General features: G+C 43.3%; 10 protein-coding genes. 3 read left to right on the top strand and 7 right to left on the bottom strand.

The features are described 5' to 3' along the window. Nucleotides 1-41 precede the first annotated feature (41 nt). From AB6805_RS20105 to AB6805_RS20095, 3 genes are all read right to left on the bottom strand, one after another. Entirely contained in the window at nucleotides 42-1,163 is a 1,122-nt protein-coding gene (locus AB6805_RS20105) for a hypothetical protein (RefSeq protein WP_370911230.1), read from the bottom strand. Further along, a complete protein-coding gene (locus AB6805_RS20100) occupies nucleotides 1,160-5,035 on the bottom strand; it encodes a PAAR-like protein (protein ID WP_370911229.1) in 3,876 nt (1,291 codons plus the stop codon). Before AB6805_RS20100 ends, AB6805_RS20105 begins: the two co-directional genes overlap by 4 nt. Nucleotides 5,036-5,249: 214 nt before the next feature. After that, nucleotides 5,250-7,073, bottom strand: a complete 1,824-nt coding sequence (locus tag AB6805_RS20095; RefSeq protein ID WP_370911228.1) for a type VI secretion system Vgr family protein — start codon at nucleotides 7,071-7,073, stop codon at nucleotides 5,250-5,252. Between the two features lie 442 nt (nucleotides 7,074-7,515). Here AB6805_RS20095 and AB6805_RS20090 point away from each other — a divergent pair, with 442 nt between their 5' ends. Both AB6805_RS20090 and AB6805_RS20085 read left to right on the top strand, forming a co-directional pair. After that, nucleotides 7,516-8,160 (top strand): hypothetical protein, encoded by a 645-nt coding sequence (locus AB6805_RS20090; RefSeq protein ID WP_370911227.1) that lies wholly within the window; start codon nucleotides 7,516-7,518, stop codon nucleotides 8,158-8,160. Nucleotides 8,161-8,176: 16 nt separating this feature from the next. Continuing rightward, on the top strand, nucleotides 8,177-8,401 hold the full coding sequence (locus AB6805_RS20085; RefSeq protein ID WP_370911226.1) for a hypothetical protein: 225 nt from the start codon (nucleotides 8,177-8,179) through the stop codon (nucleotides 8,399-8,401). 68 nt (nucleotides 8,402-8,469) lie between these two features. Here AB6805_RS20085 and AB6805_RS20080 read toward each other — a convergent pair whose 3' ends face one another. From AB6805_RS20080 to AB6805_RS20065, 4 genes are all read right to left on the bottom strand, one after another. Next, the gene (locus tag AB6805_RS20080; RefSeq protein WP_370911225.1) at nucleotides 8,470-9,060 is read right to left on the bottom strand and encodes a family 16 glycoside hydrolase; all 591 of its coding nucleotides are present in this window, start codon (nucleotides 9,058-9,060) and stop codon (nucleotides 8,470-8,472) included. A 220-nt stretch (nucleotides 9,061-9,280) separates the two neighbouring features. Next, the gene (locus tag AB6805_RS20075) at nucleotides 9,281-10,633 is read right to left on the bottom strand and encodes a TolC family protein (RefSeq protein WP_370911224.1); all 1,353 of its coding nucleotides are present in this window, start codon (nucleotides 10,631-10,633) and stop codon (nucleotides 9,281-9,283) included. Between the two features lie 15 nt (nucleotides 10,634-10,648). After that, complete coding sequence (locus tag AB6805_RS20070; protein ID WP_370911223.1) at nucleotides 10,649-13,780, bottom strand: efflux RND transporter permease subunit; 3,132 nt, start codon at nucleotides 13,778-13,780, stop codon at nucleotides 10,649-10,651. Nucleotides 13,781-13,858: 78 nt separating this feature from the next. Then, a complete protein-coding gene (locus AB6805_RS20065) occupies nucleotides 13,859-14,947 on the bottom strand; it encodes an efflux RND transporter periplasmic adaptor subunit (RefSeq protein ID WP_370911222.1) in 1,089 nt (362 codons plus the stop codon). 451 nt (nucleotides 14,948-15,398) lie between these two features. Between AB6805_RS20065 and AB6805_RS20060 the strand changes: the two genes are divergently transcribed. Further along, on the top strand, nucleotides 15,399-15,635 hold the full coding sequence (locus AB6805_RS20060; RefSeq protein WP_012788038.1) for an acyl carrier protein: 237 nt from the start codon (nucleotides 15,399-15,401) through the stop codon (nucleotides 15,633-15,635). The last annotated feature ends 1 nt before the right edge of the window (nucleotide 15,636 follow it).

The following is a 15,636-nucleotide window of genomic DNA, read 5'->3' as shown; positions in this document are numbered from 1 at the left end:
TGTTTTTACCATGTGGTATGCTGGCGGCGAAACCACGAATTTTAATCAGCTGGTTCCAATTCCTGTTTTAAGGCCGGCAATGAAAAATAGTGATGTTGTTTGAGAAAATCCTCCAGCCCTTTGTCTTCGTTAAGCATATTTTCCAGTACCGATGAACCCGGCCATATACCTGGATTTTTAGGCATAAGCTGGTGCTGAAGTGGTTCATAAATATTGGCGATATAGGCCACGATTTTTCTTTTTTCATCCAGCGAAAATATTTCGAAGGGATTATCAGCGAATATGTCGTTACTGGTATTGCTATATAATGAATAGGCGTATTGGGCAAGGGCCTGAAGCAAGGCATTATCATTGACACGGGTATGATCCGAAATCCATTGTAGTAGTTCCTGCTTTATTTCTAACACACCTTCTACGTTTTTTACAAAGATAATTTCGCCTACTGTAGGCATGTGATTATTGTCGAGATCCAGGTAATCGTTCATAGCCAGCGTATTTATCTTTTCTTCTTTGGTATAGCCAAATGACTTGACCAGTGTTTTGAGGAAGAGCGTATCTTCGGCGAGAAGATAAGCAAGATCTGATTGGCTGTTGTTGAAGAGGTATTTGTTGCGTGAGATTATTTTTGGATGAAGATCAATTTTATAACTGTTGTTACCTTCAAATTCAATGAAATCCCCTAATAGAGGAACCCACGAGATAAATTTGTGTTCTATTGAAACGAAGATATTCTCGATTGTATAGTCATACTCATCTTCTTTTTCGTATCCTTCTTCAATAATAGTATTGAATTTGTTATGAAACCTGACTCCGTCATTTTTACGACTAAGTATTTTTCCAAATATATTGGTCAGCGCTTTATTAAAAGAACTATCGCTGAGTTGTTTAAACCCTTTGTCTTTTAAACCTTGAGCAATAATAGGTAAAGCGATATTAACATCTTGCTCTGTATACGTATAGCTTGCAGGTATTCCGTCTTCAGTTGATTCTATGTGGGATTGCCATTCTATGTGTCGTTTAATGGTGTCTATATTCATGGTATACATTTTTTCTTTTTTGATAACGTTATTCTTTCCAATGGTTTGTACTGGTTGCTGCTGAGTGTTTTGACAGCTTACATTGCCAAGTATAAAGACTATCAGTATTAAATTTACTGTTCTCATTTTTTTATTTTTTTCCTGAGACCGAGATGAAAATGATCTTGATGTACGATTGTAGAACTGCCAAGCGTATTATTAATACGTTTGTTATAAGCGAAATTGTTTCTAAATTCCCATTTAGTGGCAATGTTGAGTATCTTCTCCAACACTTTCAAAAATTCCTTTTCGCTGCCATATGCCTCCATTCCTTCCGTCCATAATACAGATCCTTTCCTGTTTGAGCTTCCAGGGTACCTGATATCAATGTCGTTACCATTAATATGCCCTTTATGACCTATATTCCGTTTATCTCCGGCGGAGATATCGTTATAATAAAGTGTATCCTTGTAGCCATTCTGTGGTAATGAATAGAAGAATCCAAACAAAGGCGCGGCAATATCAGGAGCTATATAATTATCATCTCCTCCATCCCTGGTGCCGTATCTTCCCCAGTTGGGGCCAGTTTCGGGGAATGGTAGCAAGCCGTATCTGTTTTTTTGCAGTAAGCATGTTTTAATAAGTGTACCGGCATTGTACAGATCGTATCTGTATTGATTGGAGTTAACATTTTGTTCCATCAGTGTGTAACTGAAAGCATCTATTTTGACAATATACCTGTTCAAGGCACCATCGGATATTTTTCCATGCCGGCAGTTGTTTACCTGGAATAAGACAGATGAATTTGTGTCGAAGAAATGTTTCTTTTCAGCATGTGAGCTCTTGCCATTTGAAATCGCATCCAGGCCTACTACCTTACTTATTTTAGCGGTTACTTCTGTATTGCCATTAGCAGCAAGCTGCAATCCCTTCCATTTCCAGAAAGCCATTGACGAGAGTACGGCAATTTTTATATCTGTAGCTACCAGATCTGGTTGAAGAAGAATATCGGCCTTTTCTTTCCGGGTAAACTTGTTTGCATAAGTATAAGCTTCCCGGCCGGTAAGCTGAATCAGTCCCCTGCCACGGAATTTCCATCCATCTCCTGGTTGTATGTTGCCCAATGATTTCCCCTTTACCGAATCGGGACCGTATACATAATCAGCGATATGCCGTTGGTTTTCCTTTGTTACGCCAGGACGAGCTGGTTTTCTTATCGCTCTCCCCCATGCTTTCGCTTTTATTTTACCCGCCGCTGTTCTGAATGGCGGAAAATTCTTTCCCAGGTCTTCCCAATACCAGTTGAAGCTTTCGCCTTCTTTAATATTCAAACATCCACCGCTTTCTATAGCCACCTGGGCGAAAAAGTGTGCCTTATTCCAGCAGGTATTCATACCGGTTTGTTCCATAAACCTGTTGTAGGTAGCAGCTGCAATCTGCAATGAGGGTGTTGTTGCATGGGAGAATATTTTAGCCAGCTGTTCTACCGTAATCATCTCGTCACATGCCGGGCACCTGGTATTAGGCTCATTTATTTCCAGCTGCTCACCCAATACTACCGGTGCATTTGCCCTGGAATGCCTGTTTATAAAATTATCAAACCAGTTGGATAATTTTATATGCTGGTAGTAACTGATATTATCCGGGTTCAGAATATTTTTATCCGCTATCTCATGTGGATAGAAATAATTATCCGGAGAAGACTTTATTACTGCATAGAAGCAGCGGAGAAAGCTGTCTTCCAGTGTATTCCCCGCTTTCAGCTGGTTTGAATCTATTGCTGCATTTGCGGTTCCATATTCATTTATATGCAACCTGCCGCTGAGCCAATGCTTATCTTTTCCCTGATACCGGTTTTCCCATATCTGAAAGAATAATTCCTCTCCGGCAAGGTTAGCGGTTTGTACGAGCATGCTGAATTTCTGTCCGTATTTGTAAACTTTATAGCCAGGATATTTATGCTGATCGTAAAAGTGTACAGATACCACACGTCGTTTGTTACTGAGCTCCAGGTACCCTCCCTTTTCCTGCATACGTTTGTTGCTTTGCTTTTGCGGCACCCAGTATGCTGTTCCATCACAGGTAATGGTTTTCATATCAGCAAACCGGACGCAATTAGCAGACAAAGGTATTGCAAACAACAGGCGAAATGTATCCCATTCGAAACTGATATTAGTTAATAATGGTTTCAGGCTATTTATGCTAACATCGAGTTGCAACAGTCCATCCGCATTGAAAACCACCTCTCCCAGGTTCTTTACATGATGCATGCAGTTCGCAGGATTTATCTGCAACAAATGAAGCGGTATCTTTTCATTTGCCGCTTCATGACTACTGATAGCTATGCGGACTATCTCCTGCCAACCAGCCGATGGTCTATAAATTAATTGCTCATCTGTAAAACACCAACGGGTGAGCGTGGCTTTTATGGCACTGATCCTGAGCGTTTTCCGGGAATTTCCCAGACGTGCACTGATCATGAAGCTTCCTTCCTGTGAAGCCAATGCAGTTGAGATCTTATTGGTAGAGGCTCCGTAGGGATTCCATAAAACAGAACCATCCAGAGTTTCCTCATAATCCATTAGTGTTTGCGCGAAAACAGTATAATACCTTCCGACAATCCAGTTAGTACTATCTTCCAGTACCAGTATCTTTAGTACTTCATTGTTTTTTACTTCAAAGTGCCAATAGGCTTGCTGAATATTATTACGCTCCCCCTCCATAATATTTACGCGTACTTCTACTGTATACTTTCCGGGAAGAATAAGATGAACGTCGCCATTGATTGTAATGTTGGGTCCTATGCCTACAGGCATGCCGTTTAGCAACCATTGAATAGCCGCTGCAGGTACTGGTGGCAGTTTAATATGCACCATTTGTGAAACCTGGAAATTCATATTTGTGCGGGGCCTTACCACATGTGTTGACGTCCCGTTGCTCACTGATATGGCCCCGTTGTTTTGGGTATGGATTTCTTTGCTGATCTGTTGCGGATGTAGACCCGTACGCATGGTGGCTGAAACAAGGTAAGTGGCAGATGCGTTGGTGGGCGTAAACCAGATTTTATCATCATCGGATATGGCAATTATGTTTTTGCTGTTATCGGTTACCTGCATAGACACCAGCGCTCTTTCTGCTTCAGTTGGGGGAGTTATCCTGTATACAGCTTCTGCACAAACCGGAGTTCCACTTTGCAGGAGGCCTGACTTATAAGGTGTTTCATTAATGATGAATTCCTCTTTAAGCGTGTTGTTATCTGCACATAGATCAATGAAGGCATCGCTATCTGTTTGTTCTTTTCCGAAGGCCAGTACCCGGAAGTGCCCAGATGTGTCGAATGAAAATGTTAACCGTGGGCCGGATGATTCGGTTAACACCACGTCGTTGCCATCATTGTGAAGGTTGAGTACTTTCCATTGTACCGCTGATTCGTCCGGAAACACATGATTATAATAGCTTTCAACCTCAAATAATAACGGCTCCATGATCCTGACGGAAACCTCCTCCTTCTTTTCACTGGTAAAGATTACCGCAGGGTTACGGTTTTCAATACATAAAATAATTGTGCGTATGGCAGGAACTTCCCTGCGATTCAAACGGGTGGCAACTAAGGGATTTAGCGCCGGTATAATAGTGGATTCATTTTCCGCAATGCTATCCTTAGCGACATAAGCTGTTTGACCATGATGGATAATACAAACACAGGGAGCCCCGGCTGCCGCGCAAACAGCAGTGCTTTTTTCTGTTAGTATTTTCCCTCCGTTTGAAAGTGTAATGCCGGGCAATGCATTGTGCCATTGAATGATGTTGGGTGTGCAAGGCTTGTGTGTTAACGCGCACATCCCAAATGTACCTGGCATGAAGGGATTGCCTGTTTCATTGGAACCAGCAACCGGTTTGGAGTTTCCGCTGGCGTCGTTCATATATTCTGTATATGCAGAAACCTGTATTTTTGCGGGAGTATTACCGAAATTACATCTACATAATGCTCCTTGCACCACAAAGTGTTTATCAGCCATCTTTTTAATGCAATTTATTTTCCAGGGTTATGAATGTCTGATGATATTTTATGGAATTTTACACCCTTCTGTTTGCCGTTGATGATTACGGACTTGCCGGAATGAAGAAACAGTTCTCCTGAACTATGCCAACGAATGCTCTTCCCTGTTTCTATGTACTTTTTGCAGACAATCAGCATGCCTCCTGTGGGGATATTTCGCATGTGTTGGTGTTTTAGAATAGTTTTGACTTTTCTGTACTTTTTATGTTGACAGACTTTCCCGAGCTTATCTGCATGTTTTCTTTGGAGCTGTTGATGTTTATTTCTTCTGCATGTTTATCTATTTCTCTCGCCTGCATGTTGATATTTTCCATCGCTATTTTTGTGATATTGGTTGCAGTTAATTGATAATCGTTCACCGTATATTGATAAAGACAGTTACCTGACTGTTGAAGGATATCTATCCCTGCGTAGTGATTGATATTATTCCCGGCATTTATATTGATATTTTCAGTGACATTAACGTCGATATTTTTGGCGGTCAGGTTTATTCTTTCGGGCGCCGAAAGTGAAATGTTCCGTCCCTGGGTATCCATCATGATCATGTTGCCACCTTTATCGGTGATGATAATATTTTCATTGCCATCTGTATCGTCGAGGCGAATCATGTGGCCACTACGTGTTTTAATTGCCTTAATGTTATTCATTGGATCCCCGAAGGCAGCCGTTGCTTTTCCGTTGTAAGCGCAGCCGGTAACGTATGGTGCTTCAGGGTTGCCGCCTTCGAAATCTACCCATACCTCTTCATTTATTTCGGGAATAAAGTAAAAACCTTTATTGATTCCGCCATACGGTTGATGAAGTCTGATCCAGGGCGTACTTCCCTGCTGCCAGTTAAATTTTACCCGGACGCGTCCAAGCCCTTTGGGGTCATTGTTATCCGTTACTACGGCGCTCTGGGCTTCGCAATATGGCATGTTTTTCAGGTTCATAGCAGGTACTGCTATATCGGCCGGAATACCTTCAAATGTATTGTAATAGTCGCCATTCCCATTACAATGGTGTTCCAGCCTTGTAAGTATAAATTCACCATAGTCTTCACGGGCGGATAGCTGTTCCTTTACGTCAATTATGTTTCCAATACACAGACCGGTGTTCCTGCTGCTGCCTTTTATGAAAACCAATTCTGCTATTCGTCCTTTATAGAAGCGATTGGTAAATGCAGAAAGTTCTGCGGCGGCATTCCTGCCAAATACATGTGGTACTTTATAGCTGGGTTTATAAGGATACAGTTTCCGGCTCACTGATCCCGCGTGATACGAGTGATGGTTCATGTTGCCGGAGGCTGCATTACAACTATCTTCCTCTACTATATTATGTAACCTGTATTCATACGTTTGAAACGTTTGATGGATAGGTAAAATTTTGTATTCCAGCTGGAAATCAATCAGGTCTTTCTGATGTACCAGGTCGTTTTTCAGGGAACTGTACTGACCGAAAATAATTTGCTGCCCATTGTAGAAGAAATGTTCTCCAAAACGCTGAGAAAGCCGCTGAAGAAAGTCGAATCCTGTTTCTTTGTATTGTACAATATACTTCAGCGGTTGTGTGAAATGGGGGTTCACCTGCGGATGCACAGCAAAGGGGTAACAGTTTTTTATGACGGTGTTTACAATGGATGATAAGGCCAGTTGCTCATAAGATTGCATATGTGGATTGCCCGAAAGCAATATGGTAGGACTGTTACCATGAAGTACGCAGCTGCCGGCATTACCATTATTTTCTTTTCCGGCATGGACTCCTGTAATGATACCATTAAACAGCAACTGATTGAATACTCCCGGGGATTCGACAGGCCGGATACAGATGCTGATTTCTTTTCCCAGTAACGACCTGCCCGCTGCAACCGCATTCGATCCGTATTGTGATAGCCAATCGTATTGTATCCCTATCTCAAATTCGTGGTGCTGGTCCATGTATTGTTTCAGGTGCAGGAAGTTGAATTGACTGAACTGTTGTTCGTCTACTGATATGGTTGTTGTTGTATACAGTGCCATGACTAAATGAGTTGAAAGAGTTGAGGATATGTTTTGGTGAGGAGTTAACTTGAAGTTATTGTTGATAACAAAACGTGGAAACTAAATTATGTAATTAATTTTAATTGATGAAAAAATAATTAAGATTCCTATCTAAAAATTATTTTTATCTTTTCGTTTTTGCAAATTTATTTTTAATATCATTTTGATACAACCCATGTCAATATTGCCTTTCATGAGATTTAATTTTAGTGTAGCAAATGAAAATATTTTTTTTCTATGCTTATTTTTATCCGGAAAAATGATAAATTGTGTCGTTGTTCGCTGGTTTATTTACCGGAAATACTTTCACAACAACAGGTGTTCCATCCATAGTAAATGTATGTTGCAAAGGGCAGGTTAAACTGATCTATTCATTCAGTTATAATCTTGTTCTATGATTTATTGTTCATGTTAATCTATCATGGAAAAGATTCACGCAACACGGCCTGGATTGGTGCTTGGTTTTCACGGTTGTGAAGAAAATGTGAGGGACGCATTAGTGAGAGGGAGTATTAAAATGAGTCCCAGCAGTAAGCCATATGACTGGCTGGGAAGTGGCTACTATTTCTGGGAGAACAGTTATGAACGGGCATATGATTATGCCTGTAATCCTCCGGGGAATAAAGTAATTCGCTCACCGGCGGTATTGGGGGCAGTTATTGATCTGAAGTTCTGTCTTGATCTGCTGGATACAACTTGTTTGAAGCTTGTGTATGATTCTTATCAAACATTATCTGAGGCAGCGGAGCAAAATGGCAGAATGCTTCCCGTGAACAAATATGCAATGGGATCAAAGGACTTGCTGCTAAGAAATCTTGATTGCGCAGTAATTGAAAATCTGCATACTGATAGAGAGATAAAAAGCTTGCTGCCATATGATTCCGTCAGAAGTGTTTTCGTGGAAGGAGATGAATTATATCCTAATTCAGGCTTTAAGAACAAAAATCATATTCAGATATGCATTCGTAATCCAAATTGCATCAGGGGATATTTTAATCCAGTAGAAGAAGTACATTGGCCCGATCCGGTTTTGTTAAAAGATAACGGTGTTGGGGATTGGGTCTGAAATTTAAACTTACTATATGACTGAAAGAGAATACATGGAAATGAAGCAGATTTTAAAGGAGCAAAGGGAACTGGTTAGCCGGGATGCCGAAGCCGCGCGGGAACTGCTGATAAGACTTAATATCTTTCATCTTTGCATCCCCAAAGATGCCTATACAGAGATGGAAGTAGTATACCCTGTAGACACCTTTTCAGAAGGGATTTATGTCGAAACTAAACTCCTCACTTTTCTATGTGACTAAACACCAATAAAAAGGCTTTAAGAACACATGTTCTCAAAGCCCGACTTCTAACTTATCAATCAACAATCTTAGTTTAGTTTCAGATTCTTCCAGTCCCCGCCGGAGCCGTTACCAACCCAGTAACCTATCATTCCTGTTTTTTGCCTGCCCAGTAATGTAACTGTTAAGCATCTTTCGCCATTCAGATAGGTGCTTGCTTCTGTATCAGTTACTACTATCTTTACATGAAACCATTTGTTGGGATCTGTAGAAGGATTTACTTCATGCTCATATTTTCCGGGGTATTGTTCTCTTAAAAACGACCAGTCGTTTCCGGGGAGTGAAATGTATTGCACAGCGTGCCCTCTTCTGCCGGCTTCAGGAACCTGGAAATTGAACGGTCTGAAATAAATGGCATCATAAGTAGAATCGTTTACACCATGGAAAGCAATACCTACAAAACTCTGTTGCAAAACATTCTTCCCTTTTACATCAAACTCAATAGTGCCGCTGGCAAATTGTTTATTTTTAATCCAGGCTATTCCTGCGCCTGGTGCTTCGTTCAAATGGATAATGGAGTCGCTGACCATTGCGCGGTTTACCACCTGTAGCTCTTGTGCTGTACATATGTAGGTGAAGCAGATAATGCCGCTTAAAGAAAGCATAATGTAGCGTAACATGTGTATTGTGTTTTATAATCCGGTGGAGATATTTGCAAAATCATGCCGGACGAATCGGCTTTGAGTGGTAATCTTTTTTATATTGTCTATTATTTAATGTGTTCGTTAATGATACAAGTGCCTGTTCATGCCCGCACAGTTGATGATAAGACTAAAAAAAGAAGCGGATAAGCAGGAGACATCTCCCTTACTTACCCGCTTCTGATATAAAAAAAATGATCTATTGCAGCAATGCGCCGTTCAGGCGACCCAGCTCTGTTTCCGCAAGCTTGGTATTATAACGCGCCTGTATAAGCCGGTAATAGGAATCTTCCAGGCTTTGTTGCGCTATTTTTACTTCAAGAATGGTAGATACGCCTTGTTTGAAGCGCTCCAGCGCTACCATCGCATTCTCTCTGGCAAGATCGTTTGTTTCTTCTTCCAGCGACACCTGTTTTTTATAGTATTCGTAGTCTTTGAACGCGTTGTTGAGCGACAGGTCTACCTGAGATCTTACGTTATCCAATGTGATATTCTGGAAATCAAAGTCGATCCGCGCATTTTGCACCTGTCTTTTTACATTAAATCCATTGAAGATAGGGATAGCAGCGGTGAAGCCGTAGTTGAAAACGGCATTCCGGCTGAAACGGGGACTGAATGCGTTAGACGCAGCATTGGAGGTATTCCTGTTATAATTATAGCCTGAATTGAAGGAGATAACCGGGAAGTAATCCGCTTTACGCTCCCTGACTGTCAGCGCAGAAATATTCACGTTCTGTTGCTGTACTTTAATAGCGGTATTGTTGTTAGCAATATTTTGTTGCAGCACCGCAAAGGATAGTCCACTGTTAAGCGGAATAGAATCTACAACATCATATCCGGTAGCGCCGGCAGGTACTGCCATCAACTGGTTCAGCAGGGCTTTACTTTGTTCTATCAGCGTTTGCTGGCGGATGTATAATGCCTTCTGCGCATTCAGATCTACTTTTGATTGCAGCAGATCCGTTTTGGGCGCGAGACCTGTACTGAATTTGGCGTCAGACAATTTTACCCGTTCTTCGGAGATGGACATCTGCTCTGCCAGGGCTTTCAACTGTTGCTTTTGTTGTACAATGTTATAGTATCCGCCGATGATAGTGGAGATGGAATTCTGCACCTGGTCTTTTATGGCCAGTTCCCCGAGGTCGCGGATAGATGCTATTTTATTGCGTGTAGCGAACATCTTTAAACCGTCAAACAACGTCCAGCTGAGGGTTACGTTGCCAGTGAGATTGTTGCCCTTGATGCCGCTGGTATCGCGTTTGGTACCGTTTACAAACTCCTGTTTGGTAGCGGTGCGATTCCAGGTAGTACCTGCAGTGGCATTCACGCGCGGTACAAATGCAAAGTTCGCATAGGCGTAGTCGTTAGCAGACAGTTCAGCTGTATTCCTGGCCAGACGGATATCAAAATTGTTTTTCAGCGCTACATCTATCGCCTGTTCAAGGGTAAGTACCTGTTGCTGTGCTTTTAACACACCCGCACTTACCAGTAGCAGGAATAAGAAGAAACACTTCTTTATATTTTTCATCATAAATAGCATAATCGTGATCATTCAAATCTGTTATTATCAGGCATGTGCTGCTGCTACCTGTGCTTCCTCATTCTTTGTCATTTCATCTTCCTCGTCATCATTATTGTTTCTGCCCCTGCGCGACAGGAAAGTATACATCGCCGGAATTACAAATAAAGTTAACACCAGTGAAAAGATGATTCCGCCTACGATAACGATTCCCAGCGGAATGCGGCTGGTGGCGGCAGCGCCGAGCGACATCGCAATCGGCAACGCACCCAGTGCCATAGCGAGGCTCGTCATCAGGATAGGACGCAAACGCATCGAGGAGGCATGGATTACGGCATCGGCTTTTGCCATCCCGGTATCACGCTGATGGTTGGCAAATTCCACGATCAGGATACCATTCTTCGTTACCAGCCCTATCAGCATAATTACACCGATCTGTGAGAAGATATTCCAGGTTTGGTCAAATACCCATAGCGACAGCAGCGCTCCGGCAAATGCCAGCGGCACCGTTAACATGATGATCAGCGGATCCACCCAGCTTTCAAACTGTGCGGCCAATACCAGGTAAATGAGTACCAATGCCAGTCCTAATGCAAACATAGTATTGGAACCGCTTTCCGCGTAGTCGCGGGAGGAACCGGACAAGGCGGTATTAAAGGACTCATTCAGCACACTTTCATTTTGCAGTTTATTATAGATCCGGTACATTTCGGTGATACCATCGCCAATAGTTTTGCCGGGCGCCAATCCTGCAGATACTGTAGCGGATTTGTAACGGTTAAAGTGATAAATGATCGGCGGACTGGTTTCTTCTTCTATACTTACCACGTTATCGAGCTGTATGGCTTCGCCGCGGGAGTTACGTACATAAAGGTTTTGCAGATCCATTGGATCATCGCGGTCGGCACGGAACACCTGTCCCATTACCTGGTATTGTTTACCATTCCTGATAAAATAACCATAGCGGAGGTTACTCAGTGCCAGCTGCAGTGTGGATGATATATCCTGTACAGATACGCCGAGTTGGGTTGCTTTATCGCGGTTAATATGTATGCGCAGTTCTGGTTTATTGAATTTCAGGTCCACATCCGTTCCCTGGAAAACAGGGCTGTTGCCCACTTCTTCCATAAACTTGGGTAGCACCCTGGTCAGACTGTCGAAGTTAATGTGCTCCAGCACAAAAGATACCGGCAATCCCGCGCGGCGGCCTACCTGGATAGTCTGGGATTCGATGGCAAAAACTTTACCTTCCGGGAACTTGTTCATGCTCCGGTTTACCATATTCACGATATCTTTCTGGGAGCGGGTTCGATCGTGCGGCTCTGTGAGCATTACGTTGGCAAAGGCGGTGTTTACCGCACCGGAGCCACTGAAGCCGGGAGAAGTTACGCTCAGGATGATCTTCTTTTCAGGAATAGAGTCCATCATGAACTTAGTAAGCTTGTCCACATAGTTATCCATGTAATCGAATGCGGTGCCCTCCGGAGTGGTAATAGACAGGCGGAAAGTGCTGCGGTCTTCCAGTGGCGCCAGTTCCGACTGTAACGTTTTAAAGAGGAAGTAAATCATTGCCAGGCAGCCGACGATGATTAGTCCGGCTACCCAACGGATACGCATAAACGATTCCAGCGATTTTCTGTATCCGTCTTCCATCCAGCGGAAGAAAGGTTCCGTTTTGGTATAAAACCAGGAGTGGGTATGTGTTTTACGGCCGAGCTTTACGTTTAGTACAGGCGTTAACGTGAGTGATACAAAGGCAGAGATGATTACTGCGCCGGCCACCACGATACCAAATTCACGGAACAGTTGTCCCACGAAGCCCTGGAGGAAGATGATCGGTAAGAATACAAAGGCCAGTGTGATCGACGTAGCGATTACGGCAAAGAATATTTCTTCAGATCCTTCGCGTGCAGCCCTCATACGGGGCATTCCCTGTTCTATCTTTTTATAAATATTTTCTGTTACCACAATACCATCATCCACTACCAGACCGGTGGCCAGTACAATGGCCAGCAGGGTGAGGATATTAATGGTAAAGCCGCAGGCGTACATAATAAAGAAGGCGCCGATTAAAGATACAGGGATATCTATCAGCGGACGGAGTGCCATGAGCCAGTCGCGGAAGAACAGGTATACAATAATAATTACGAGTACCAGTGCTACTATGAGGGTTTCTTCTACTTCATCGATCGATTGTTTGATGAAGCGGGTATTATCCATTGCAATATTTACGGAATAATCTTCCGGGATATCTTTTTTTAGTTGTTCGAATCTTTTATAGAATTCTTCTGCAATGGCTACATAGTTGGAGCCGGGCTGCGGGATGAGGGCGAGTGCAATCATCGGGCTACCGGATTCTTTCAGTACCGTTTCTTCATTTTCGGGTCCCAGCACTGCCTGGCCGATGTCGCGGATGCGTATTTCGCTGCCGTTTACATTTTTGATGATCAGGCCGTTGAAGTCGTCTTCAGATACCAGCCGTCCGAAGGTACGTACGGTAAAGTCGGTGGCGTTGCCGGCAATTTTTCCGGAGGGCAGTTCCACGTTTTCGCGTAACAGGGCAGCCTGTACATCGCCGGGGGTAAGACTGTAGGACGATAACCTGGCGGGGTCCATCCAGATACGCATGGCGTATTTTTTTTCTCCCCATATCTGTATGGCGCTTACACCGGGAATGGTTTGCAGTTTTTCCAGGAGTACGTTGGAGGCGTATTCGGTTACTTCCAGCTGGTTGCGGGTGTTGCTCTGCACCGTCATGGAGATGATGGGATCGGAGTTGGCGTCCTGCTTGGATACTACGGGAGGGGCATCAATATCGGGTGGCAGCTGGCGCAGCGCCTGTGATACTTTATCACGCACATCGTTGGTAGCACCTTCCAGGTCTTCTCCCAGTTCAAATTCCACGGTGATGTTACTACTTCCCTGGCTGCTGCTGGAAGAAATATTTTTGATCCCTGCGATACCATTGATCTGTTTTTCCAGTGGTTCGGTGATCTGTGTTTCGATGATATCGGAGTTGGCGCCCGCATAGGAGGTGCGTACGTTCACGACAGGCGGATCGATCGCCGGGAAATCCCTTACCCCCAGAAAAGTAAAGCCCACCAGGCCGAATATCACGATAATGATATTCATCACGATAGCAAATACGGGGCGTTTGAGAGATAATGAAGGTAAACTCATGATAATTATTTTCAGATTTTCTGCCGGGCTTTCCTGTTGACAGCGATGCCGCCGGTGGAAGTGCCGTTGGGAAAACTATTATTGTATCTTATTATACTTCAACTGCATGCCTGGTTTCAGCTGGAGAATACCAGTGGTAATAACCGTGTCACCAGGTTGTAGGCCACTGGTGATCTGTACACTGCTTTCGGTTCTGATGCCTGTTTCTACTGTTACAAACTTGGCCTGGCCTTTATCGGCAATAATTACTTTTTTATCACGGGTGCCGGGAATAACGGCCTGTGACGGTATCAACATAGCATCCGGGAGGTCTTTCAGCAAAATTTTCACTTTGGCAAAGGAGCCCGGGAACAGGATACCGTTATTATTAGGAACGATAGCACGAAGCTTTACCGTACGGGTGGTAAGATCTATTTTCGGATCGATGGCATAAATGCTGCCTTTATATTCTTTATTGTCACCGGATACCAGGAAGTTGACCTGGTCGCCATTTTTGATGGCGTTGCGGTATTTCTCGGCCACGGAGAAGTCCATTTTCAGCGGATCTATTTGCTGGAGAGTGGTAATAATGGTAAGGGACGACACGATGGCGCCTTCGCTTACGTTGCGTAAACCGAGCTTGCCGCTGAAGGGAGCGCGTAGTTCTGTTTTCTGCAACTGGGTTTGGGTATACTCCATATCGGCTCCGTAGGCGCTTACCTGGTTGCGGGTCACATCTACGTCCTGTTGGCTGATTCCATTTATTTTAAGGAGGTTTTCCTGGCGTTCCAGGGTTGTTTTGGCCAGTTGCTGCTGTAATTTGAGCTTCTGAAGCTGTGCTCTGAGGTCTTCGTCATACAGTTTAACCAGCAGATCTCCTTTTCTTACAGTGGTTCCTTCTTTAAAATAGAGGTGTGTGATGCGGCCATTAATTTCCGGTTTCACTTCTACTTCTTCATTGCTCTGCAAGGTGCCGCTTGCTTCAATAGATTGGTCGAGCCGGGATGTTTTAACGATCCAGGCATCGGTAAGCAGCAGCCGGGAAGCGCCTCCTTTTGCGCCGGATGCGGCAGCGGCCGGCTCTCCGGCTGATTTTTTGCCGGCTATTTTCTTAAAAGCGAGGTAAACGACGATACCGGCTGCGGCCAATATAACTATTGTGCGAACGGTCTTTTTGGTGATGGCCATATCTTATTTATATGTGTTTTTCTAACTTTTGCCACTGATTCATAACAGAGAAACAGGCTCCTGAAGGGATACTATCTCACAAGCCGGACAAATTTACGCATTGAGGAGGCTGAATGCTCCCGGCAACTGTTAAATAGCGTTAATGCTTTAGATAAGTGGCTAAATAGCCGGTTGAATGGAGATATTTTAAGATTTATATGTTTTGGATTTCAGAGAATGGCGTAATTGTCCCGAAAAAGGCGACTTTTGTGGTAAAATATGCAAATCTGTAATCCAGCCAGTATCAAAAATATATAAATTCTTTTATTAACAAAGCTATGAATATGTTTACTGTATTGGGTTTGGTGAGATTGGCCAGGTTAGAGCGTCCTTAAAATTCGGGCTATCTGTTGGCAATTCAATAAAAATTATATTTTTGCAGTCAAGTTTTAAACCAAAAACACTTAAAATTATGTCAGACATTGCATCAAGAGTTAAAAAGATCATCATTGACAAATTGGGCGTTGACGAAGCCGAGGTAACTCCTGAAGCCAGCTTCACCAATGACTTAGGCGCTGACTCTTTGGATACGGTAGAACTGATTATGGAATTCGAAAAAGAATTCAACATCTCCATTCCTGACGAACAAGCTGAAACTATTACTACTGTTGGCCAGGCAGTTGCTTACCTGGAAGAACATGTAAAATAAT

Origin of the sequence: Chitinophaga sp. RCC_12 (genome assembly GCF_041360695.1) — a bacterium.
In the GTDB taxonomy this organism is placed as follows: domain Bacteria; phylum Bacteroidota; class Bacteroidia; order Chitinophagales; family Chitinophagaceae; genus Chitinophaga.
This window is presented reverse-complemented; position numbering and strand designations above follow the sequence as displayed.